Genomic DNA, 24,762 nt, shown 5'->3' on the forward strand with positions numbered 1-24,762 from the left:
ACTCGTTACCATTGATGAATGATTAGGTTCAGACTACGTTACTCTTTACTTATTGCATGAACAAAAACGCGATTTCCGTCTCCACACCCGGCCGTATCTGTCTGTTTGGCGAACATCAGGATTATCTTGGGCTCCCTGTTGTTGCCGCTGCTATATCCTGTCGGATTCAGATTAAAGCCGAACGCACCAACGACAGGCATGTCCATCTGAATCTTCCAGATATTGGTGATCAGGAGACGTTCAGTCTGGCTACCCTTCCGCTAGCCTATCAGCACGACCGCGATTATTTCCGCAGTGCAATAAACGTATTGTTTCGAAATGGCTTTCAGTTTAGTTCGGGTATTGTGGGAGAAGTGCGAGGGCGAATTCCCATCAATGCCGGTACGTCCAGTTCGTCAGCTTTGCTCATTACCTGGCTTAACGTACTGGCCCAATTGGCTGATAATCCACAATTGTTAAATCCCAAACAATTGGCGGAACTGGCGTATCTGGCTGAAGTACTGGAATTTGGCGAACCGGGAGGTATGATGGACCACTATTCGACAGCGGTAGGTGGTGTAATTTACCTGGAATCGCAGCCTGCTATCTACCTGGAAACGCATCATCCACCGTTAGGTACGTTTGTGCTGGGCAATTCGCAGGAGCCCAAAGATACTATTGGCATTCTGGGCCGGGTAAAATATGGTATGCTTCGCATTGCCAAACAGTTGACGGAATTGAATCCTGAATTTTCACTGCATACGACCGATATCACGGCCATTACGGAATACAAAGACGTATTGACCAAAGACGATTACATTCTGCTCAAAGGAACACTCTCTAATCGCGATATCCTGCGAGAAGCCCTGACACTTGTACAAGCCAGCGATACGTCGTTCGATCACGTAAAATTCGGGCGGCTTCTCACTGACCATCAGGCTAATCTGCGCGATGCCCAGCAAATTTCAACTCCCAAAATCAATCGTATGCTGGATGCGGCACTGGCCGCTGGAGCATTAGGTGGTAAAATAAATGGATCAGGTGGTGGCGGCTGTATGTTTGCCTACGCGCCCGACAACGCTGATCAGGTAGCCGAAGCCATCGAACGCGAAGGTGGGCGCGCTTATATTGTTTCGATCGATACAGGAACAACAACAGAATCCCATCCAGCCTTTGCCATGGAATCGGCCTCTTAATTCCTAATCCTTCCTTTCCCTGATGAACAAACTATTTCTACTGATCGCTGGCCTACTTTTTTACGGCATCGCTACGTTTGCTCAGTCAACTAAGCAACCGAACGTAGTACTGATTTATGCCGATGATATTGGCTACGGCGACCTAAGTTGCTATGGAACCTCAAAAGTAAAAACGCCTAATGTAGATCGGCTGGCTAGTCAGGGGTTGCGGTTTACAAATGCTTATGCGACAGCAGCTACCTGTACACCATCCCGCTATTCGCTCATGACAGGAGAATACGCCTGGCGGCAAAAAGGAACGGGCATCGCACCGGGAAATGCTTCGCTTATTATCAAGCCAGGACGCAGCACGCTACCCGGTGTGTTTAAAGCGGCTGGCTATCAAACGGGAGCCGTCGGCAAGTGGCACCTCGGGTTAGGTGGCCCGGAAGGCCCGAACTGGAATGGCGAGGTGAAACCTGGCCCACTGGAATTAGGGTTTACGAATTCCTATATCATGGCCGCTACAGGCGACCGGGTGCCCTGTGTATACGTAGAAAATCACCGTGTCGTCAACCTCGACCCGAAAGACCCGATTCAGGTCGATTACAAACAGAAAATTGGTGACTGGCCGACTGGAAGCGAGAATCCGGAAAAACTAAAAATGAAACATTCGCATGGCCATGATATGACCATTGTGAATGGAGTAGGCCGTATTGGCTGGATGACGGGTGGTAAATCAGCACTCTGGAAAGACGAAGATATGGCCGATACATTCACGAGTCAGGCGGTCAAGTTTATTGAAACGAATCAAAAAAGCCCCTTTTTCCTCTATTTCGCTACCCACGATATTCACGTACCCCGCGTACCGCATCCCCGATTTGTCGGTAAAAGCGGTTTAGGCGCTCGTGGTGATGCCTTACTCGAATTCGATTGGGAAGTGGGCGAAGTCCTGAAAACTCTCGACCAACTAGGGTTGACGAATAATACAATTGTCATGCTATCGAGCGATAACGGCCCGGTGGTTGACGATGGCTATCAGGATCAGGCCGTTGAGAAATTAGGCGGTCATAAACCTGCTGGCCCATTACGAGGTGGAAAATATAGTGCATTCGAAGCCGGAACGCGCGTACCTCTGATCGTTCGTTGGCCGGGACAAGTGAAACCAGGCATTTCGGAAGCGCCTATTAGTCAGGTTGATTTTCTGGCCGATTTTGCCGCACTGTTAGGACAATCGTTCAATCACACAGACTCACCTGACAGTGAAAATCAACTGAATGCGCTTCTCGGTCGCGATCCGGCTGGTCGATCAGTGATTGTAGAACATGCCGGTACGCTGTCGATTGTTCAGGGAAACTGGAAATACATCGATCCCAGTAGTGGACCTGCTCTTTCAAAAGAAACGAACACCGAACTCGGCAATAATCCAGCACCACAATTGTATAATCTGGCCGATGATCTGGGCGAGAAAAAGAACGTAGCCGAACAACATCCAGATCGCGTTCGCCAACTGAAACAGCAGCTGGATAAAATTCGGAACAAAGAAGCACAGTAGATATTGACCTGAACTTGCTATGACTATTCGACTGGTTCTTCCGATAGTAGCTTTAGCGCTGCTATTCAGTAGCTTTGGTCCTTCTGTACCACTGTCCAGGCAGAAGCAGACAAACCGACCGCCCAACATTATTCTGATTTTAATCGATGATATGGGGTCAGCCGATGTGGGTTGCTATCGACCTGCCAGTTTAGCCAATCAATTACCGCCCACGCCCAACATCGACCGGATGGCAGCGGAAGGTATAAAATTCACAAATTACTATAGTGCGGCTCCGATCTGTTCCCCCTCGCGGGTTGGTCTCCTGACGGGCAATGTACCCGGCAAATGGCGAATCACCTCGTTTCTAGCCGAGCGAAAGCACAATCGTACGTGCGAACAGGCTGATTTTCTAGACGTTTCGGCTCCATCGGTAGCGCGTGAGCTCAAAACAGCAGGATATTCCACCGCACACTTTGGCAAATGGCACATGGGCGGAGGACGTGACGTAGATAATGCACCCGGTATCCGAAAATACGGTTTTGATGAATACGCCAGCACCTGGGAAAGCCCCGATCCTGATCCGCTACTCACGTCGACCGATTGGATTTGGGCTAAATCAGACAGTGTGAAACGCTGGAATCGCACAGCATATTTCGTTGATAAAACGCTCGATTTTCTGAAGCGAAACCCGGCCAAACCCTGCTTCATTAACCTCTGGCCCGACGATGTTCATACGCCCTGGGTACCTGATGAAACAAGCCTTAACGAATTCCCAAAAGGAACCGAAAAACCCCGCGAATTCAAAGCTGTTCTGGCCGAACTCGATGTACAGATTGGCCGGTTGATGGCAGGATTGAAAGCGTTGGGTATTGACGAGAATACGCTTGTTGTATTTACCAGTGACAACGGTGCGTTACCTACCTTCCAGGGACAGCGGTCGGGTACCTTCCGGGGTAGCAAACTATCGCTTTATGAAGGTGGCATTCGGATGCCGTTTATTGTTCGCTATCCAGCCCGAACGCCTAAAGGCAGCATTGATAACCAATCGGTATTGAGTGCCGTCGACCTGTTGCCTACGTTCGTAAGTCTGGCGGGTAAAAAAGGAAGTAACGCTCAGGCTGACGGGGAAAATATGGCGGCAGCATTGCTGGGTAGACCTGTCGTTCGAAAGAAGACTATTTTCTGGGAATATGGCCGTAATAATGAATCGTTTCGTTACCCGCAGGGCCGCGATAAAAGCCCGAATCTGGCCATACGCGAGGGAAATTGGAAGCTGCTGGTTCAGGCCGATGGCTCTGGCACTGAACTCTATAACCTTGCTATCGATCCCTCCGAACAAACCGATGTAGCCAGTCAAAACCCTAAACTGGTAGCTGATATGCGAGCAAAGCTGCTAACCTGGCGAGCTGGGTTGGCGAAATGATCCTTTATAATTCTTTTTCAAAAACGACACAGTCACGTCCTATTCCCGAATAATCAACGATTACCTCTATTCCATTGGAATTTTTTTCTCCTAAAAAACGCATGCCATTTTTTTATGAAAGGCAATCGATAGAAAATTCGTGGGTGATGTTATTGCTTTCAATGTAATACACCCTTTTTCTTTTGCATAGTGAATGAAATGGTTGTAAATTTTAGTACCAATTCCTGTATGTTGATAGTCTTTATGTACGCCAACCAAATGTATATAAGCAGTCGGAGTTGTTTGAGTAATAAATCCAAATAAATAGGCAATAACTTGATCATTAACTTACCGTTTCTTCTTCCTGAAGTTTTTGTTGTAGCTTCTCCAATTCTCGCTTTTTGACTTCGTAAATGTTATGCTCCCAGCCACTGGCAAAATAGCATACGACAAAAAAGAGTAGTAGTCCCAGCGCTTGCCAAACTGATTTTCCACTCGCCCAAACACCTAATACGCTAAAGGCACCGATAGGCAGTACATTCCAGCGCATCAGTCGGGAAAGACGCACCTGATAAGTAGCTATGGAGAGCGCATGATTTAGCTCATCGAGCATGGAACGACCAACAAACTCATCATTTTCTCTCTTTAATCGCTGAGTTCGACTGGCTAAACTATATAAGCCCGTAACGAACATCCAGCCAGCCATCAGATACATGAATACATTCGATGAATGATTGACGAAATTGAGCCCAAGTAGAATGAAGCCTCCGCCTATATAGACGTACGTTAAGAGCAATTCCGTGATATTGGTAACATGATGAGCCTGATTTTTTTTTGCGAGAATATGCTTTTTTAATGCCTGTTCATTAATAACCCAAAGTGGCTCTTCGGTCTGGGAATTCCATATTTTTTGCAGTTCGTCAAATTCCATGATAAGCCTGTTGTTTAGATTTAGTGATGAGCTGTTTTTTGATTCGATTGATTTTTACCCCAACATTCGATTCCGAAATCCCGAGTATAGTAGCCATCTCTTTGTAGCTAAAGCCATCCAGTAACAGCAAGCAAAGGGAACGATCGATTTCATCGAGTTTATGAATTTCCTCGTAGAGCCAAGTGAGCCGGTCATCTAATTGACTGACTGATTCCGATAAAATAGACTGTAGATGATCGAGTGATTGGTTGGCCTGGGTATGCTTACGTTCTTTGTTGACCCACTTAATAGCCGTATTGAGGGCAATACTATAGATCCAGGTGGTATCGGAAGACTGCTGTCTGAAGCTTGGAATCGAATACCAGACTTGAATGATGATCTCCTGAAAAAGGTCATCCTGGTCCATGGCCGTTCGTGCGTAAGACCGTACTACTTTAAAGAGCAGTGCCTTGTATTGGGCAAGCCACTTGTCAAATAGATGGTTCTGTTCTAACTCACTCATGGTACCAGGAATTTACCCCATTAGTACCAATCAGAAAGTGAAATCTTACAGATGCCTAAAAAATTATTGCTGGCACAAACAAACTCATCATGCCAGCAATAATTTAAATACCTATAAATCAGCAGCTTATTCTACAAAATTAGTATAGACTTATTTACGCAATTGTAGAATAAGGTTAGATTACGCAAATCGGTCTGGACTAAAAGCAGAGATGTCCATACTGGAAACATTGTGATCAACCAGTTCGCTAACCAGCTTCCCGGTTGCAGGTCCCAGACTTAGGCCCATCATACCGTGACCCGTGGCAACTACTATATTCTCAAATCGGCCAGGCTGTCCGATATACGGCAATCCATCAGGTGAACAAGGGCGCAGTCCTCGCCAGACGTTGTCGACAACTGGCATATCGACTTTGATATCCGGGTAATAGTTGCTGATGGACTGGACGATGCCACGTACTCGATTCATGTTCACCGTCATATCCGTACCAGCCACTTCGAGCGTGCCGGCAAATCGTAAATCACTTCCCATCGGCGTAGCGGTAGCGCGAGCTTCGAGCATAATAGCCGGAATGCGTACGTTATTAGGTACGTTTCGCAGCATAAAACTGTAACCCTTTCCACCCTGCATCGACAAATTCAGTCCCAATAAATTAGCAATATCCGTCGACCAGGCTCCGCCAGCAATAACGGCAACGTCAACCGGAAATGAACCTTGCGCTGTTCGAATTGACGTAATGCGAGAACCCGTTTTATCGAAACCCGTAACGGCCTGATTTTCCAGAATTTTTACGCTTTCCTTTCGCAGATACGTCACCAACGACCGAACCAGCTCACCGGGATTAACGTGGGCATCGCCAGGAAACCAGATTCCGCCCCGCACATCGACCCGCGTCGTTGGTTCCATTTCCTGTACCTGCTGCCCGTTGAGTACTTTCGCATCAATCCCAGCCCGGTTCGCTACATCGGCTTCCTCGGCCATTTCGTGTTCGGCAGAGGCTGTTTTGTACAACATAAATAGCCCCCGTTCCTGCCATTCGAAGGTAAGATCGCCGTTGGCGGCTAAATCCTGATACAGCGTTTTGCTAAGCAAACTCAAATCACGAAGTACCGGAATCGACCGCTCAACATGCTCATGAGTTGAATGACGATAGAATAACCATCCCCATCGCATCAGATCGGCATTAAGTCGTGGTCTCACGTAAAATGGACTGGTCGATTTCAGCATCCAGCGCAGACCTTTGGCAATCATACCCGGCTGTGCGAGTGGAATAATATGACTAGGCACAATCATTCCCGCATTGCCAAACGAACAACCGTCGGCAATCGGCCCCTGATCGAACAGGGTTACCTGATGTCCTGCTTTGTGCAAATAATAAGCTGAGCAAAGGCCAACAATCCCTCCGCCAACAATCCCAACGTGTGACATTTTACAAATAATGATGAATGATAACCGGGCCGCCGGTGCGGTGATGAACGATGAGTGATGAGTTGGCTGACGTATTCTATTCATCACTCATCGCTTATCATTCACTTAAATAACTTGAAACCCGTGAACGTAGGGGTCGTCTTCGTCCAGAATAATGTGATTATAACCATGGATACGCGCCCACCCTTCTATACTCGGAACAATAGCTGGTTTGCCCGCTAGTTCGGTTTCCGCTTCGATACGCCCGTTGAAAATGGAGCCGATAATGCTTTCATGGACAAACACATCACCCGGTTTGAGTAAGCCTTTAGCATACCGCTGCGCCATCCGGGCCGATGTTCCCGTACCACAGGGCGAGCGGTCAATAGCTTTGTCACCGTAGAAAACAGCGTTTCGAGCTGTTGAGGTTTCTTTCAGTGGCTTACCCGCCCAGAGAATATGACTCAAGCCGTTAATCGTCGGATTTTCGGGATGAACAAAGGTGTATTTTTCATTCATCTGCTGACGCATCACCCGCGCCCAGGCAATGAGCTGTTCGGCATTGTAGTGTTCCAGTCCCGGAAAATTGGGCTGCTGGTCAACAATCCCGTAAAAATTCCCTCCGTAAGCCACATCAAGCGTCAACGTTCCCAGATCCGGGCATTCAACCGTCAGATTTTCGGCCGCCAGATACGACTTGATATTCGTAATCTTTACCGACGTTACCTTTTTTCCTTCCTGTACATATTCGGCACGAACCAGCCCGGCCGGTACTTCCAGATTTAACACACCTGGCGTTTTAGGTCGAATCAGATTCTGCTCGATGGCAACCGTTACTGTTCCAATCGTACCATGTCCGCACATCGGCAGACAGCCCGACGTTTCGATAAATAGCACACCCGCATCATTCGCCGGATCGGTGGGCGGATATAGAATACTGCCCGACATCATATCGTGGCCGCGCGGTTCGAACATAAGTCCGGTTCGTATCCAGTCGTATTCCCGAAGAAAATGCTGGCGTTTTTCGCTCATGTTTGCTCCCTGCAAAAACGGAAGACTACCGCCCGTTACAACCCGAACCGGATTGCCGCAGGTATGGGCATCTATACAGAAAAAATGATATTCAGCCATAGGCGAAAGAGTGAATGCGCGAAAGAGCGAAAGAGTGTACCAAGCACAAAACGCCCATTCACTCTTTCACTAGTTCGCTCTTTAAACCAATACCGGCCGTTTGGCCAGAGCAGTATTAATAATAGTTAGCACCTGTTCGCGTTCGGCACCGATGAGCGGCAAACGGGGAGCACGAACGTATTCCGATCCGATACCAGTGGCGGTGGCTGCTAGTTTGATGTATTGAACCAGTTTTGGGTGAATATCCAGTTCGAGCAACGGCATAAACCACCGATAAATATCCAGCGCTTCGGCAATCTGACCGGCTTTGGCAAGGTCATAAATCGCTACGGTTTCCTGCGGGAACGCATCGACCAGACCACCGACCCAGCCATCGCAACCCAATAACAACGCTTCCAGCGCTAGCGTATCCACACCGCCCAATAATTTATACCGATCGCCAAACGCATTCCGCATCCGGGTCACGTTGGTCAGATCGCGAGTCGATTCTTTAACGGCCTGAATAGTTGGCAATTCAGCTAATTCCTCAAACATGGCTACGGTCGTCATGATCTTGTAATCATAGGGATTGTTGTAAATCATGATGGGCAACGACGTTTCCTTTGCCACCGATTTAAAGAACGTAACCGTCTCGCGCGAATCGGCAGGGTAACGCATGGGGGGCAATAACATCAACCCATCGGCACCGTTGGCTTCAGCTTCCTGCGCACAAACAATGGCCTGTCTGGTAGCCTGTTCAGCAATGTTGATCAACACTGGTACTTTACCATCAGCAACGGCTAACCCTGATTTGAGCAATTCGATCTTTTCTGTGTTGAGTAGCGTACTGGCTTCACCCAGCGAACCACCAATGATAAACCCATGCACGCCCGCGTCGAGTTGAGCCGTCAGGTTTTTTTCAAAAAGAGGTATATCGAGCTGATCATCAGCCGTGAAAGGAGTCAGAAGGGCTGGATAAACACCTTCCCAGCGAACAGAAACGTTCATAGAAGTTTATAGTTTTTAGGTTGCGATACCAATGTAAAAGTAAAACCAATCCACAACATCAGCTTTTCTACAATTCGTCAATACTAATACTATTTTCACTAGATTTAACTTAATATCAAGAGTAGTACGTCAAAAAGGTATTGATGAAAGCATTATTATTCAAAGTACCGGCCGTTGATGATCGTTCTTTTCGGATAGAGAAGTATACTTTCTCGCACTTTTACGGCCATCTACACTTTCATCCTGAGATCCAGTTAACCCTGATCCAGGAAGGAGTTGGCACATTAATCGTTGGCGATAAAATAGACCGTTTCGAACGAAATGACGTATTGATGCTGGGATCGAATTTACCCCACGTATTACGAAGCGATCCAGAGTTTTTTCAGCCCGATACGCATCGACGCTCAACCTATGTTTCCGTTTTGTTTCGTTCAGAATATCTAGAGCCTACCGTATTAAGCCTACCCGAAACCCGGCATTTACAGAGCCTTTTGCGCGAAGCTCAGCACGGTATTCGATTTCGGTGCCCGGAAGGTCATCCGCTGACCGAGCAATTTGAGGCCCTTTCCGCGCAACGATCTTTCAACCAGTTGGTATCACTCCTGTCTATTCTGGATTTTCTGGCAACCAATCCTGACCGTGAGATTCTTTCGGTAACTGCCTTCGAGCATCCGCAACGCCCCGAGGATCATCAGCGACTCGAACGGGTATTTTCCTATATCCTAGAGCGTTATCAAGACCCCATCTCACTAGATGACATTGCTAACGTAGCTAACCTGACACCAGGGGCTTTTTGCCGATTTTTTCGGCAACATACGCGCAAAACCTTTTCGACTTTACTTAATGAAGTACGGGTCGAACATGCCTGCCGATATCTGCGCGAGTCGCAGCAAACTATTAGCCAGATCGCTCTCTCCTGCGGCTACACCAATCTCTCCAATTTCAACCGCCAGTTTAAGGAGATCACAGGCATGTCGCCCAGCGATTATATCCGAAACTATAATCAAGTCCATAACTAACATCCTGACAATCACTTACAATAAAGTAAGTTACCAGTAAACCTGCACAAATTGATAGGGAGAATTTATAACTATAGTAAGGCTTTTTGAAGCTCCTATTTAGTTTGAAACAGAATGGTTTATTTTCCATTTTCCAAACGGTTTCAATCGGCTTTTGTGGCTAATGTCTAAGGTATCCCGGATATTTACTTAGAGGCAAAAATTATAGATTAAACGGTAGCAGTCTACTACACTCCTTCACATACAGGTATACGTACAGTTCTAAATTTCCTATAAAACATTAATTATCAATCTCATAGCAAATAATTACCTTACTATGACAATGAATGATTCAAGAATCATATTCTACCGATTTTATTGAGTAAATCCAACGCATTTTGCCGAATAGTTAATAAGTTACCATAATCCTTTTTTTCTTCCTAAAATGTTTTCGATTGCAGACTAAAGGTTCTATGGCTTGCAAGCTCTTATGGGTTAGACTGAAACGCTGGTCTCTCTGTGGTCAGCGTTTTTTTTGCACTTTTTCACGAATGACTTCTTATCAGTAGTACCTCTGCGCACTCATTCATTCTTCATAGTGAACCTGTATAACCTATTAGTCAATGCCATTCAGGTATGGGTAATTTCCGCTATCGCCAGCGATTCAGGATTTTTGTTTCAGCAGACAAATGCGTTCCATCTATTTTAGCCGAAATAGCTCGCAGTTCTCATCAGATAGATGTTAACCGTTCGCACAAAAAATAACAGTCTAAATCAGCAAGACCCGTAGTTTTATGAGCTAACCATTGCCACTATCTGTGTTATGAGAGAAACGATGTTATTCCTGCATTTCATTGGGCTTACGATGGGACTTGGTACTAGTTTTGCCCATGCATTTTTAGCGATTGCAACCTCAAAAATGCAGGAAGACGAAGCTCGTCGATTTCAGCTACAGAGTTTGGTTCTAAGTCGAATGGGGCATGTAGGAATTGTATTACTTGTCATTTCTGGCCTTTATTTGATAACGCCCTATTGGCAGGTACTGACTTCCTTACCGTTGCTGATTGCCAAATTGATGCTGGTTCTTGCTCTTATAGTACTTATTATTTTAATAGAAGTTCGCTCAAAAAGGGCCAAAAACGGTGACGCCGTAGCGCAGCTAAAAAAGATGGAGTCATTAGGAAAAATGACCCTACTTATTGGCCTCGCTATCGTAATTCTTGCTGTAACCGTATTTCATTAAAAAAACAGAGCAACAACTGTCTTCGTTTAACTATACCCCTGCTTAAAAACAGGTTCAGATTCTACAAAAAAGCATGGCAGAAAATCTGCCATGCTTATCCAACCAACCTACAATAAGGCATAGTCACCCATGCCATAATATCGTTAATGCGTTTTTCTGGCCTCAGGCACAGCCTGCGGGATGAACTCGATGAAGTCGATCCGGGCCGTTTCTCGCCCATTAGCAATTCCGATCAATTCAATCACATCGCCCGTATTAATTTTAAGATTGGGGATCGTTTTACGTCGCCAGCAATCTACATCTTCGGCCAGTTTCCAGGAAGCTTTCTCCTTCCCAGCAATGGACAACGCCATTGTGCCCTGCCCGTCTTTTTCATCGGCATATGAAACCACTAAAGTATAAGTCCCTGATGGGTTCGTAAAGGAGGTTTTAGCGGTTCCTTTCCCCGTTGTTTGCACGCATTTTTCAATCAGAAATTTGTCGACTTTGTAGCCAGTAAGTGTCATATTTTCGGCTTCAATGCCCATCACGGGCTTAAATCCGGCTACTCCTGCTTCGCTCAGCCCGTTCCGAACAGCCCGCAGATTCGAATAGGGCGATCCATCGTAATGCTTGATACCGATGCCTTTGGACCCATTTTCGACCGAAATTTTAATGCTCGATTTTATGATTTCAGGGGTAGTCAGCAAGCGCGTAGGTACGCCGGGTATAATCGGAATTTCGTTGCCCATGAAATATTTAGTGGTCATTATCCTGGATTTTCGATCCGATTTCTGATAACCGTTCTGCTCAGTATGCGTCGATAGGTGAACCGAATTGATATTACCCTTTAGCTCTTCGAGCGTTAAACCTGATGTGCGGTCATTTAGGTCATTCAGCCGAAAATCGATCTTTGGATTTTCCTGATGGATTTTATCGGTAACCTCCTTATAGATTTCGGTCGTACAATCGCGTCGAAATTTGCGCCAGTTGCTCAGTTGAGGTTCGGCGTACGGATTATCTTTCAGGACAGGAATAGCTTCTTCCAGGTTGAAACCCATTGCTTTAGCCTTATGCTTACAGGATTCGCAAAAACAGGTACCACCTTTCACCGGGTCGTCGGATCGGCTGAACAATAGCATACAGGTCTGGATATAATCGACATCGTAATGTTTTGCCAGATCAGTGTACAACGTTGTCAGATAGGCTCGCACATCGGGATTGTTGGTGCAGGGCCGATCAACGATGTTGTTCGTAATATCGCGCTGTTTGTATTCAGGATGGGCATTCAACACCTCGACCGGTATATATGTGTGCGATACTTCCACACCAGCCCGCAATCCTCGTGCATGCGCTTTATCAAGTACAATTTTTAGATAATCGGTATCATTCAACCAGGACTCTTTCGACAGGAGTGGTTTAATTTTTCCATACATCGACATATCCGGTTTAAAATAGGCGCGGGAATCCTCAGCATCCCAGTGCGAACGAACTGGATTGTGTATAAACGTAAATGTACCTGGCAATTTATCGTTGTTGAACGGACGATGTTCTTCATGCATCACGGCAATCAAATACACCGAATTGACGCCCGCAATGCTGGTCATGTTGTCCAGAATCAGGTCGATGCCTTCATCGTGAACATCCCAGGGATAAATACTGCCCGTTACTTCAAAAGCAGGAGCCGGTACGTTGGATCGTTTTATGGACTGTGCCTGTACTTTCTGAATACACAAACTAAAAAGTACCGCCAGAAAGTAGCCTTTATTTATGAATATCAATTTCATGGTGCTTTCTAACTAGAATGAGAAATTAGGTTTAGTATGCTTGTATAACTTGATATGAATCAGTCAATCAAGGTTGGCACTTTCGACTTTTTTCGTGCCATAATCAGAACCGTTGCGGACAGTGCCACCAGAAGAATAATCAACAAAATCAATAAGGTGTAGCCTTTGGACAAGTCAGGCGCAGTAGCTGTTTTCGCTGCCCCAAGCATCTCATACTTAGGAATAATCCACTTGATTGCATACGCTTGAGCTAAGGTGATCAGACAAATGAAGCCCAGCATAATGAAGCTGTGCTTCACCGTGAACCGAAATAAATCCGACTCCTGCCCCACCAGATCACCAGCCGCTGCCGCCACCGCGATCGACTGGGGGGAGATCATCTTGCCCACCACTCCCCCCGACACATTCGCCCCCACACTCACCACCGGGTCCACCCCGATCGACTCCGCGGTGGCATACTGCAACTTGCTGAACAGCGCATTGGCCGAGGTGTCCGACCCCGTGATGAACACCCCCAGCCAGCCCAGCACCGGCGCAAAAAACGGAAACCAGCTCCCCGTGCTGGCCAGCACCCGAGCTAAGGTTAACGTGATGCCCGAGTCATTGACCAGGTAGGCAAAGCCCAGCACTGAAGCCACCGTCAGGGTCGGAAACCGGAGTTGGTACAGCGTAGCGCCAAACACCTGTAAACCTTCCCGATAGGTGAGTCCAATCAGAGGAATAGCCACCAGGGCGGCAATCAGAATGGCCGTACCAGCGGCTGAGAGGTAATTAAACTTGAAAACTTTGGCCAGCAGGCTACCATCCTGCCCCTGAATCGCATTGTGCAGGCCGGGAAACTCGAACTGGATTTGGCCGTGGGCATTCAGCACGTCCTTGATGGACTGCATGCCCCAGAAGATGACCAGGATGGTCAGCAGCAGAAACGGGCTCCAGGCTCTGAGCATCTGCCCCGAAGAGTAGCTCACGGAAGTATCGAAGGTAGGGGCTGGTTCGTTGGCGAATCGCCAGATGGTGTTGGGTTTCCAGACGCGAAGAAATGCCATCAAACAGATGATCGAACCCAGTCCGGCGATCACATCGGGCAAAGCGGGTCCTAAGAAATTAGAGGAGAGGTATTGCAGCAGGGCGAAGGCTCCTCCTGATACCAGTACAGCGGGCAGCACTTCCTGGGCTTTCTTAAAGCCGGCGATGATGGTGACCAGATAGAAGGGCAGAATAACGGACAGGATAGGCAGGGTACGGCCCACCATCTGAGAGATGGGCAGCTCGGGGATGCCGGATACCTGCGAAGCCACGGTGATGGGAATGCCAATAGAGCCGAAAGCGACGGGAGCAGTATTGGCAATCAAACAGATGCCGGAGGCATACAGGGGGTTGAAGCCGAGCCCAACGAGCATGGCGGCTGTGATGGCGACGGGGGCGCCGAATCCCGCGGTACCTTCCAGGAAAGCCCCGAAGGAGAAGGCGATGAGCAGGGCCTGGAGTCGTCGATCGGATGTGATGGCGGCCATGAAGTGTTTGATGATCTCGAACTGGCCAGCTTTGACGGTGAGGTTGAAGAGGAAGACGGCCATGGTGACCAGCCAGCAGATGGGAAAGATGCCGTAGAGGGCGCCATGGAGGATGGAAAGTCCCGCCAGTTGGGGGGGCATTTTATAGACGAAAATGGCGATAGCAGTAGCGATGAGGATGGCGATGAGGGAGGCCTGATAGCCTTTCATTTTCCGGATGATGAGTGCCCAGAAGATGAATAGGATGGGCAGGGCGGCCAGCAGGGCGGAGAGAGCCAGATTGTCGAAGGGGTCAATAACTTGTTTCCAGACCATGAGTTAGTTGTCGTTCGAATTTTTCAAAACGTGAATCAATAGTGCGTACCAGAAATCAGTTTTGCATCTCCCATTTTTTATCGGTTTTCTCGCCCATTTCCAGCACCAGTGTACCGCCCTGCATCAACTCATCATGGGTAAATGACAGCGATTTCAGCGGTTTTCCGTTCAGCGTAGCCGATTGAATGTATTTGTTGGTTCGTGAGGATTTTGGTGCCGATATGGTAAATGTCTTGCCATTGGATAGGGCTACACTAACCTTCGTAAAAAATGGACTGGTGATCGAATAGCGCGGTATACCGGGTGTCGTTGGGTAAAATCCCATAGCCGAAAAGACCACAAACGAAGACATCGAACCGCCATCCTCATCGCCGGGAACGCCGAAGATGTTATCCTGAAACCAGGTATCCAGCAGCAGTCGGGTGTATTTCTGGGTTTTCCAGGGCGCGTTTGTATAATTGAAGAGATAGGGAATAAAAAACGTTACCTGATTACCCATGGCAAACTGACCGATCATCCCCGTTTGATTCGGCCACATTTCCCAGAAAACGGGCTTGCTTTTCTCCATGCCTTCCCGGAAAAGCTGATCCAGTTTTTGCTCCATTTTTTCAGGACCACCAATCAAGTCTCGCAGACCTTTCACATCCTGCTGGACATTCCACAGATAACTCCAGGCGTTGTTTTCATTGTAATAATCAAATCCATTGTGCCCCCCATCGAACTTCGGATCAATGTCGATCCAGTTGCCTTGTGCATCTTTGGGCATAAACAGGCCGTATTTTTCACTCCAGAGATTCTTGTAATTCTGCGCTCTGGGAGCATATTTGGTAGCAATAGATTGATTGCCCAGTTCTTTAGCCAGTTCGCTCAGTGCCCAGCTATCGTAACAATCCCCCAGCGTAATAGCCACGGCCGAGCGTTTCTGACCGGGTTTCTGCGAAGCAAATGCATCCGTTTCTTTCTCACCCGGACGTAGTGCTGGATAATAGCCATTCTTGGCATAAAACGCTTCCAGATCACCCGCTGGCCCATTTCGGAAGGGCAACATAGTAGCCTGTTCCGCATTTTTAAGCATGCCGTCAAACGCTGACTTCACATCGAAATTTCGAATCCCCTTCCGATACGCATCCAGAAACATGACTGACGATTTGAAGCCAAACATCCCCGGCCGATCCCCGTAGGGTTTGGGATATTCGGGCATCCAACCACTTTCCTTGTACATCCGAACATACGATTCGAGCATGTCGGCTTCTTTTTCTGGATTTAGGATGATTTGTAGCGGGTGAAGCGCCAGATAATTTCCCCAGGTGTAATCATCGTTGTAAAAGGGCCGCTTGTCTTCGTGCACCTTCTTGTCGTAGCCACTGTAATATTTCCCGTTTTCGGTCATATCGAACATGCGGGCGTAGCATCGATACAACGCCGTGTAGAAACTCCGTTTCTGACCTTCAGTTCCACCTTCTACGTGAATCTTGCCTATGGCTTTTGCCCAGGCAGCCTGCGCTTTGTCTTTCTGCTGATCGAAACTGACTCCGTTCAACTCAGTCTCTAAATTCTTCTTGGCCTGCTCAACACTGATAAACGAAATGCCATATCGAAATTCAACCACCGGACTATCTGATTCCGAATAACTTGCATAGGCCCGCTCACCGGGTACTTTTTTGGGTTTTTCGGGAATGCCACTTACTGTATATCGTCCCCAATCTTTTTCCCCGTCTTTCTTACCCGTTTGCGGCTTACCCGTAAACGTGCCATACAAATACGCCATGCCCTTCTGCTCGTGAATCGCATCGTTCACAAACTCGGTGCCTACGATGACATTGCCATTCTGAAAATCATATTTCCCATTGGCGTAATAGTGCGATAGAAGCAGATTCTTTTTCACACCTGCTGGAAATGTAAATCGATAAATCCCCGTTTTGGCTCCCGGCGTAAACTCCAGCAAAATATTATCGTCAGTCAGTTTGACGGAATAATACCAGGGGCGCGTCACCTCCAGATCGTGATCGTAGGTAAGCCGGCGGTACCAGCCCGTATCGGCCAGCGCACCTGCGGAAGGTTTGATAGCAAACACCATTTGGGGGGTAATAATATTCTGAGACAGCATCGGAAAATCCGTAATCTGCATATCCAGATGGTCCTGCCGTTTAGGATAAACACGCACCATCTGATTCGGCAGATGCGCCACCGGTCGATTGGTATTCAGCAGCGGAGCTACATTGCCAATCGTCGGATCGATGTAGTTTAGATCGGGATTGGTTGTCTTTCCGGTTTGCCCAAAACTAGCTTGACCAATTCCGGTAATAATTAGTACAGAGACTAAACATGCATTCACTAATTGACTAGAAAACATTGAGTTATCCGTTTATATGCAGAACTCTATTTAAATTTTCCATTAAAGTCTGTTTTGTCATGCTGAAGAACGAAGCATGACAAAATCCTACTTATGATTATTCATACGTTATCGCCCATTTTTTATCGGTTTTCTCGCCCATATCGAGTACGAGCGTACCACCCTGCATCAGCTCATCGTGCGTAAACGACAGTGATTTCAGTGGCTTCCCGTTCAGGGTAGCCGATTGAATGTATTTGTTGATTCGGGAGTTTTTAGCAGCTAATACGGTGAAGGTTTTTCCGTTGGGAAGGCTCACTGTCACTTTGTTAAACAATGGACTGGTGATCGTGTATCGGGGAATACCGGGCGTAACCGGATAAAAACCGATCGCGGAAAAGACGGCGAACGAACACATAGAACCGGCATCTTCATCACCCGCTACACCAAAAATGGTATCCTGAAACCACGTATCCAGCAGCAGCCGAGTGTATTTCTGGGTTTTCCAAGGAGCATTCGTAAACGTGAATAGGTAGGGAATAAAGAAAGTCACCTGATTACCCATCGCAAACTGACCAATCATCCCCGTCTGATCGGGAAATTTCTCCCAGAAAACCGGCTTGGGTCGATCAAGCCCTTCACGGAATAATTGATCTAGGTTCTGCTCTACTTTGTCGGGCCCGCCCATCAGTTCCGTCAGTCCTTTGATGTCCTGCTGTACATTCCAGCGATAATTCCAGCCGTTGTTTTCGTTGTAATAATCAAGCCCCGCATGTCCACCGTCGAACTTCGGATCAATCTCAATCCAATTTCCCTGTGCATCTTTGGGCATGAAAAAGCCTGTTTTCGGATAGAACAGGTTCTTGTAATTCTGGGCATAAGGCGCAAACTTCTTCACAACATCCTGATTACCCAGTTCCTTTGCAAACTCGCTCAATGCCCAGCTATCGTAGCTATTGCCCAGTGTAATGGCAACGGCCGACCGTTTTTGACCTCGCTTCTGAGAGGCAAACGGATCGGTTTCCGTTTCGCCCGGTTTGAGTGCAGGATAGTAGCCTTTAGCGTAATAAAAATCCTCCAAAGCTCCTTTGGGACCGTTTCGGGATGGAAGCATGGTTGCCTGCTCGGCATTTTTGAGCATCCCCTCCAGAGCCGTTTTTGTATCAAAATTCCGAATCCCCTTCCGATACGCATCCAGAAACATCACACACGATTTGAAACCGAACATCCCTGGTCGATCCCCGTAGGGTTTGGGATATTCGGGCATCCAACCGCTCTCTTTGTACATCCGCACGTATGATTCCAGCATATCGGCCTCTCGATCCGGATCCAGAATACAGCGCAATGGATGTAGAGCCAGGTAATTACCCCAGGTGTAATCATCATTGTAAAAGGGCCGCTTGTCAGTGTGAATTGTTTTGTCGTAACCGCTGTAATATTTCCCGTCTTCGGTCATATCGAACATGCGGGCGTAGCATCGATACAACGCCGTGTAAAAACTCCGTTTCTGCGATTCGGTACCGCCTTCTACCTGAATACGACCAATTGTTTTAGCCCAGGCTGTCTGCGCCTTAGCTTTCTGTTGATCGAAACTGACTCCATTCAACTCAGCCTCTAAATTCTTCTTGGCCTGCTCAACACTGATAAACGAAATGCCATATCGAAATTCAACCACCGGACTATCTGATTCCGAATAACTCGCGTACGCTCGTTCGCCCGGCACTTTCTTGGGTCTCTCCTGCGTACCTGTCACCGTATATCGTCCCCAATCTTTTTCGCCCTCTTTTTTCCCAGTTTGCGGTTTACCCGTGAATACACCATACAGATACGCCATGCCCTTCTGTTCGTGAATCGCATCGTTCACCAACTCAGTCCCCACAACAGCATTACCGTTCTGGAAATCGTATTTCCCATTGGCGTAGTAATGCGACAATAGTAAATGTTTCTTCTCGCCAGCCGGAAAGGTGAATCGATAAATTCCGGTTTTTGCACCAGGTGTAAATTCCGTCAGTATATTGTCATCCGTCAATCGTACGGAATAATACCAGGGGTGAACAGTCTCGAAATCATGATCATAGGTGAGTCGACGGTACCAACCTGTATCAGCTAGCGCACCTGAGTAGGGCTTGATGGCAAATACCATTTGGGGGGTTATGATATTCTGAGACAGCATCGGAAAATCCGTAATCTGCATATCCAGATGGTCCTGCCGTTTAGGATAAATCCGCACCATCTGATTCGGCAGGTGAACCACCGGTCGATTGGTATTCAGCAGCGGAGCTACATTGCCAATCGTCGGATCGATGTACTTCAGGTTATCCGCTGGATTCGACTTCTTCTGCCCAAAACTAGTTTGCGCACTTATCAGGAAGCACAATAGGGATAGAATGGCGAATGAGCTGATTTTTCGTTTCATAATGTGAGAAAAGGAAGGTATTGGATATAGGCTTGCATTCACCCTCACCCCAACCCCTCTCCCAAAACGGGAGAGGGGCTAATCAAGATAGTTTTCTTTTACCCTCCTATCCCGTTTTGGGAGAAGGGCAGGGGACGGTCGGCCGCTGCCGTGAGGGGAAAAACCGATTAACTATACCCCGGATTCTGAGGCAGTATGGATGGGTTATTGATAATCTGAATTTCAACCAATGGAATCGGGAAAAGTGCATTAAATGGCTTAAGCCCCAGTGGCCCCATCACACTTTCCAGACGCCCCGTTCGGGCCAGATCGAACCAGCGAACGCCCTCCATCGACAATTCGTATATCCGTTCATCGTAGATTCTGGTACGGAGTTGATCTTTCGTCATGGTGGTAAATACGGGCATTTTGGCGCGGGTGCGAATCTGATTCAGATACGTCAGCGCCATATCTGTTTTGCCATTTTCATTTAGTGCCTCTGCGTACATCAATAGCACATCAGCATAGCGAATTACTTTCCAGTTTACTTTACTGTCGTTCAGCGAGTTCGTAACAGCCAGATACTTTTTCGTGAACGTAGCAATCTGTAGAAAGCCCTGAAAAACACCGTTATTATCCGTGTAACCTTTGGCAACAGTAACATCTCTACGAGGATCTTTCGAATCGAATGAATCAAACAGAGCGAGTGTAGGAGTGTTCTGTTCCCCTGCCCCACCTTTAATTCCGTAAAAGGTTTCAGCCAGTGAATTAGCCGATTTAGGAAGGAATTTATTCGAAAAACCACTGCCTGCGCCTAAATTTCCATCCTGATATTCGATATCAAAGATGTATTCGCTGTGATGCTCATCTTTTGTATAGTCGAACAGATCGTTGTAGTTTGCCAAAAGCGAATAGCCTAATGTGGTCACTTCCTGCAGTTTGGCTTCAGCTTTGACAAAATCCTTGCGAGTCATATATACTCGGCCCAAAATAGCCTTTGCCGCCCCTTTCGTAGCCCTTCCCACATCGACACCAGTATATTTTGCAGGAAGTTTCGCTTCGGCTTCCATCAAATCTTTGACAATCACATCGTCATAGATTTTGTCAACCTTCTCACGAACTTTTGTGTACCCTTCATCAGCCGTTGTCGGAACGGTATTTAAAGGTACATCGCCAAAAATTCGTACTAGATCGAAATAGGCAAAAGCGCGTAGAAACTTAGCTTCACCCATGTGGCGATCCTTATTCGTTACTACGGCCGGATCAGCCGATTCCAATTTGGAAATCACCAGATTAGCCCGGTTAATAGCGCTATAATAGTTGCGCCAGGAGGAAATCATCAGGTTGGCATCGCTATTCATGTTGAATTTATCGACCGATACCAGAAACGCATCGTTCCCCAGTGCATGCCAGGACCCATCGGATCGTAGATCACCGAAAATCCAGAAATCCTGATACTGATTTCGCAGCATGGCATAGATTCCGACAACAGCATCCTGGAAATCTTTATCGGTTTTATACACCGCATCTACGCTGACAGTAGAAATCGGATTCAGTTCAATAAAACTCTTTTGGCAGGACGTGAAAAACACGGAAGCCAGGGTTAGTAAGCCGAATATTTTTTTCATCACTTGACGTCTTTTAGTCGATTCCGCATCTTAAAATCCTACATTCAAGCCAACCATAATAGTTTTTGGCAGCGGGTAATCATTCGCTTCTACGCCCGGCGTCAACGGATTTTCAGTGGTACTGACCTCCGGGTTAAACGCGGTATTTTTGGTGAAAATGAACGGATTGGTCGCATTTACGTACACCCGCAACGAACTGAGTTTCAACTTCTGACTAATAACAGCAGGCACTACATACGACAAGGTTATGTTGTTGATACGCAGGTAAGTACCTGTATCCAGAAACAACTGACTGGGTAAGCGAACACCGCCCGTTGGTGTATCATTCGGACGAGGGGTTTTGCCATCGCCAGGATCTTGTTCGGATTTCCAATAGTTATTGCTGAACGCATACCCACGAACCCGAGCCCGGCCACTATTACCACCACCTCGGGAGGTGTTATAAATCATGTTGCCTTTCGACCCTTGTAGACTAAAACTGAGTGTCAGGTTTTTATACGAAACGCGATTGGTCATGCCGTAGAAGAAATCGGGATAAGGCGAGCCCATCAGTGTTTTATCCGCATTGGTGATCACGCCATCTCCGTTGATGTCGACAAACCGAACATCGCCAACACGCGACCGATCACTTCCTCCCGGATTGTAGATCGGCCCGCGATCGAGTTCAGCCTGCGTTTTGAAAATGCCATCTACCAGCCAGCCGAAAAACATACCAATTGGTTGCCCGATCATAGTTACGTTATTACCCGAATAAATCGGATCGCCCTGTGGTCCTAACCGTACCACTTTGTTCCGGTAGGTCGATAGGTTGAAATCGGTTCCCCATTTGATTTTCCGATCGACGTTGATGGTATTCAACACAAACTCCCAGCCGGTATTCTGCACTTCACCGATGTTCTGCAAAGCGGTGCTGAAACCCGTATTATTCGGAATATTGACATTCAATAACAAATTGGTATTACTCGATCGGAAGTGATCGATCGACGCATTGATCCGATTATTGAATAGACTCGCATCGATACCAAAGTTGAGGGAACTCTGCGTTTCCCAGGTCAGGTTTGGGTTCGCAATCCGACCCGGTGCGATGGCGGTTGCCACGGAATTGCCCAAGCCATAATTCTCGTAACTTATGGTAGCGTACTGATCGTAATTTCCGATGTTGTTGTTACCCGTTACACCATAGCTGGCGCGTAGTTTCAACTCATTGATTCCCCGTGTATTCTTCAAAAAACTCTCATCCGAAATACGCCAGGCTAATGCCACCGATGGGAAAACCCCGTATTTATTCTGCGTACCAAATCGGGACGAACCATCCGTACGAATCGACGAAGTCAGGTAGTATTTGCTGTTGTAATTGTAGTTTACCCGAGCCAGATACGACACCAGCGACCATTCGTAAATCGAAGCCGTTCCGTTCGTAATCAACCCACCTACAGCACTTAACGTTGGCACCAGATTATTCGGAAATTTATTGCTCGACATCGAACTGATTTCTCCCCGTTCTTTCTGCGCGGTAAACCCAGCTAGACCAGCAATGGAGTGCTTGTTGATGGTTTTAGCATAATTCAGCGTATACTCTGTAAGCCAGTTCGTTGTAAATCCGGCATTGTCCGATCCGGTTGGCAATTCATTGGCGAAATAAGCCCGCTGCGGACGGAAGTACATGCCTTTATTATTCAGCAGGCTCCCTCCTAGTAATACATTGAATTTTAAGTCATTAATGATCTGATATTCCAGATTTATGTTTCCTAACAGGCGTAGATTCTTTTGTGATGTGATCGTTTCCTGAGCGACGGCGAGTGGATTATAAATGTCGGCCATATCGGCCAGACCGGCATAATTGAAATAGCTTCCGTCAGGGTTAAGTAACGGACGAAAATTGTGAACTTGTAATGTAGAAGCAACAATACCTAATGTAGCGGCTGTACCGCCACTGACACCCGTTGAGGGCAATGAACGCAATTCTGTATACGAGGGGTTTAGATTTAGTTTCAGTGATAATCGTTTCGATAGCTGCGCATCGATGTTCGTCCGCAAAGAATATCGTTTGAATCCGCTGTTGATAATAATACCATCCTGATTGAAATATTCACCACTTACGGCGTATCGAATGTTCTCCGAGCCGCCCGTAGCCGATAACTGAATTTGACGTTGCGGAGCGGTAACTAATACTTTATTCAGCGAATTTTCGTCGGTCGTATTGCGGCCTTCGATCACATCCATAATAATAGCCGGTACGGGCGTTGCCCAACCCGTTGGCGGTCCCGTTACATCTCGGCCTGCATCGAGATTTTTATTCCGCATGCCATCGTAAAAGAATTGAGCCTGTTCGCGCGAATTCTTCATGATCGGTACTTTCGATACACTTTGCCAGCCGTAATAGGTATCCAGCGAAATGGCCGCTTTGCCAGCTTTCCCGCGTTTGGTACTGATAATCACCACGCCATTCGACCCCCGCGACCCGTAGATGGCTGTGGCCGACGCATCTTTCAGAATATCCAGCGTTTCGATGTCATTGGGATTCAGGGTCTGGATGTTATCGGTTGGAAAGCCATCGACAACGTACAGAGGACCCGCTCCCGCCGAAATACTTCCGATACCCCGCACCCTGATTTGAGGAGCTGCTCCGGGCTCACCCGAAACGGCTTTCACCTGAACCCCAGCCACCCGACCAGCCAGACTCTGCTCGATGCGGGTCACGCCCAGGTCTTTCACTTCTTTGTTGCTGATCATGCCAACCGATCCCGTCAAATCTTTCTTCTTCACTGTACCATACCCAACCACAACAATCTCATCCAGCGTTTTATCGTCGGCTTTCAGCGTAACATCCAGCATTGTCTGATTACCGACCGTTACTTCTTTCGACAGGTACCCGACATAGCTAAAAATGAGAATGGCCGAAGCATTCGGCACATCCAGTCTGTATTTCCCTGCGGCATCCGTTGTTGTTCCTTTCTGAGAGCCTTTAATGATGATACTCACTCCAGGCAGGGATTCCCCCTTTTCATCCAAAACCGTTCCCTGAACAGTTATATCGGCAATCTGAACATCGAGGGAAGTTCGGAGCGGGAGCGTGAAGCTTGATTCTCCGCTATCGTTGTTCGTGGCTGACTTGTCAAGGGCCTCGGGCGATGCAATGGGTAACGGAATACTATTGGATTCAACTTTTCCGGCTGGCTCTTTAGACACCACCACATAACCACCGTTCTTCACCTTTTTATACTTTAGGCCTAGTGGCTTCAGGATTGTACCAAGGTTTTGTTCGATGTTCGCGTTGAAGTTGACCGCGTTGCCAACAACAACGAGACCTTCTACATTTCGGTCAAAAAACAGGATATCGACGGCGTAATAATCCTGTAGTTTCTTCAGTACGTCTTTGAGTTTTTGGGGAGCGGCTTTGGACAGTCCATCTTTTTGCGGGGTCTGCTGCGCTCTGGCCAGCACCTGCGAAAAGCCAGGCCGTACTCCTCCCAGCACCACTCCGGTGAGGAGTAGTATACGTAAGAGCTTTTTCATCGTT

17 protein-coding genes are annotated in these 24,762 nt (G+C 47.3%); 5 read left to right on the plus strand and 12 right to left on the minus strand.

Annotated features, from left to right (window positions below; translation table 11 throughout):
• Positions 1-56 precede the first annotated feature (56 nt).
• The 3 genes from ACYVE4_RS14645 to ACYVE4_RS14655 are packed head-to-tail and all read left to right on the plus strand — an operon-like array spanning position 57 to position 4,114.
• Complete coding sequence (locus ACYVE4_RS14645) at positions 57-1,175, plus strand: GHMP family kinase ATP-binding protein (RefSeq protein ID WP_461040898.1); 1,119 nt, start codon at positions 57-59, stop codon at positions 1,173-1,175.
• Between the two features lie 22 nt (positions 1,176-1,197).
• Entirely contained in the window at positions 1,198-2,709 is a 1,512-nt protein-coding gene (locus ACYVE4_RS14650) for a sulfatase family protein (protein WP_461040899.1), read from the plus strand.
• A gap of 19 nt (positions 2,710-2,728) precedes the next feature.
• On the plus strand, positions 2,729-4,114 hold the full coding sequence (locus tag ACYVE4_RS14655) for a sulfatase family protein (RefSeq protein WP_461040900.1): 1,386 nt from the start codon (positions 2,729-2,731) through the stop codon (positions 4,112-4,114).
• A gap of 90 nt (positions 4,115-4,204) precedes the next feature.
• Here the strand turns inward: ACYVE4_RS14655 and ACYVE4_RS14660 are convergent, their stop codons facing one another.
• The 6 genes from ACYVE4_RS14660 to ACYVE4_RS14685 all read right to left on the minus strand — a co-directional run bounded on the left by ACYVE4_RS14660 (position 4,205) and on the right by ACYVE4_RS14685 (position 9,051).
• Positions 4,205-4,426: a GNAT family N-acetyltransferase gene (locus tag ACYVE4_RS14660; RefSeq protein WP_461041308.1), complete on the minus strand. Its 222-nt coding sequence runs from the start codon at positions 4,424-4,426 to the stop codon at positions 4,205-4,207.
• Positions 4,427-4,436: 10 nt separating this feature from the next.
• A complete protein-coding gene (locus ACYVE4_RS14665) occupies positions 4,437-5,024 on the minus strand; it encodes a hypothetical protein (protein ID WP_461040901.1) in 588 nt (195 codons plus the stop codon).
• Complete coding sequence (locus ACYVE4_RS14670) at positions 5,014-5,526, minus strand: RNA polymerase sigma factor (RefSeq protein ID WP_461040902.1); 513 nt, start codon at positions 5,524-5,526, stop codon at positions 5,014-5,016. The genes ACYVE4_RS14665 and ACYVE4_RS14670 overlap by 11 nt, the downstream gene beginning before the upstream one ends.
• Positions 5,527-5,706: 180 nt before the next feature.
• Entirely contained in the window at positions 5,707-6,954 is a 1,248-nt protein-coding gene (locus tag ACYVE4_RS14675; protein WP_461041309.1) for an NAD(P)/FAD-dependent oxidoreductase, read from the minus strand.
• A 105-nt stretch (positions 6,955-7,059) separates the two neighbouring features.
• Entirely contained in the window at positions 7,060-8,064 is a 1,005-nt protein-coding gene (locus tag ACYVE4_RS14680; protein ID WP_461040903.1) for a 4-hydroxyproline epimerase, read from the minus strand.
• A gap of 81 nt (positions 8,065-8,145) precedes the next feature.
• Positions 8,146-9,051 carry a dihydrodipicolinate synthase family protein gene (locus ACYVE4_RS14685; protein WP_461040904.1) on the minus strand — a complete coding sequence of 302 codons (906 nt, stop codon included), beginning with the start codon at positions 9,049-9,051 and terminating at the stop codon, positions 8,146-8,148.
• Positions 9,052-9,194: 143 nt separating this feature from the next.
• On the opposite strand from ACYVE4_RS14685, the gene ACYVE4_RS14690 reads away from it, so the two are divergent.
• Together ACYVE4_RS14690 and ACYVE4_RS14695 are read left to right on the plus strand one after the other, a co-directional pair.
• The gene (locus ACYVE4_RS14690; RefSeq protein WP_461040905.1) at positions 9,195-10,070 is read left to right on the plus strand and encodes a helix-turn-helix transcriptional regulator; all 876 of its coding nucleotides are present in this window, start codon (positions 9,195-9,197) and stop codon (positions 10,068-10,070) included.
• A gap of 802 nt (positions 10,071-10,872) precedes the next feature.
• Positions 10,873-11,292: a hypothetical protein gene (locus tag ACYVE4_RS14695; protein ID WP_461040906.1), complete on the plus strand. Its 420-nt coding sequence runs from the start codon at positions 10,873-10,875 to the stop codon at positions 11,290-11,292.
• A gap of 143 nt (positions 11,293-11,435) precedes the next feature.
• On the opposite strand, the gene ACYVE4_RS14700 is transcribed toward ACYVE4_RS14695, so the two are convergent.
• The 6 genes from ACYVE4_RS14700 to ACYVE4_RS14725 all read right to left on the minus strand — a co-directional run bounded on the left by ACYVE4_RS14700 (position 11,436) and on the right by ACYVE4_RS14725 (position 24,758).
• Complete coding sequence (locus ACYVE4_RS14700) at positions 11,436-13,058, minus strand: hypothetical protein (RefSeq protein ID WP_461040907.1); 1,623 nt, start codon at positions 13,056-13,058, stop codon at positions 11,436-11,438.
• A 59-nt stretch (positions 13,059-13,117) separates the two neighbouring features.
• Complete coding sequence (locus tag ACYVE4_RS14705; protein WP_461040908.1) at positions 13,118-14,887, minus strand: L-lactate permease; 1,770 nt, start codon at positions 14,885-14,887, stop codon at positions 13,118-13,120.
• A gap of 55 nt (positions 14,888-14,942) precedes the next feature.
• Entirely contained in the window at positions 14,943-17,240 is a 2,298-nt protein-coding gene (locus tag ACYVE4_RS14710; protein ID WP_461040909.1) for a GH92 family glycosyl hydrolase, read from the minus strand.
• A gap of 97 nt (positions 17,241-17,337) precedes the next feature.
• Positions 17,338-19,635, minus strand: coding sequence for a GH92 family glycosyl hydrolase (locus ACYVE4_RS14715; RefSeq protein WP_461040910.1), 2,298 nt, complete (start codon positions 19,633-19,635; stop codon positions 17,338-17,340).
• Between the two features lie 167 nt (positions 19,636-19,802).
• A complete protein-coding gene (locus tag ACYVE4_RS14720) occupies positions 19,803-21,242 on the minus strand; it encodes a RagB/SusD family nutrient uptake outer membrane protein (protein ID WP_461040911.1) in 1,440 nt (479 codons plus the stop codon).
• Between the two features lie 30 nt (positions 21,243-21,272).
• Positions 21,273-24,758 carry a SusC/RagA family TonB-linked outer membrane protein gene (locus tag ACYVE4_RS14725; RefSeq protein ID WP_461040912.1) on the minus strand — a complete coding sequence of 1,162 codons (3,486 nt, stop codon included), beginning with the start codon at positions 24,756-24,758 and terminating at the stop codon, positions 21,273-21,275.
• Between the last annotated feature and the right edge of the window lie 4 nt (positions 24,759-24,762).

It is taken from the genome of Spirosoma harenae (assembly GCF_054776975.1).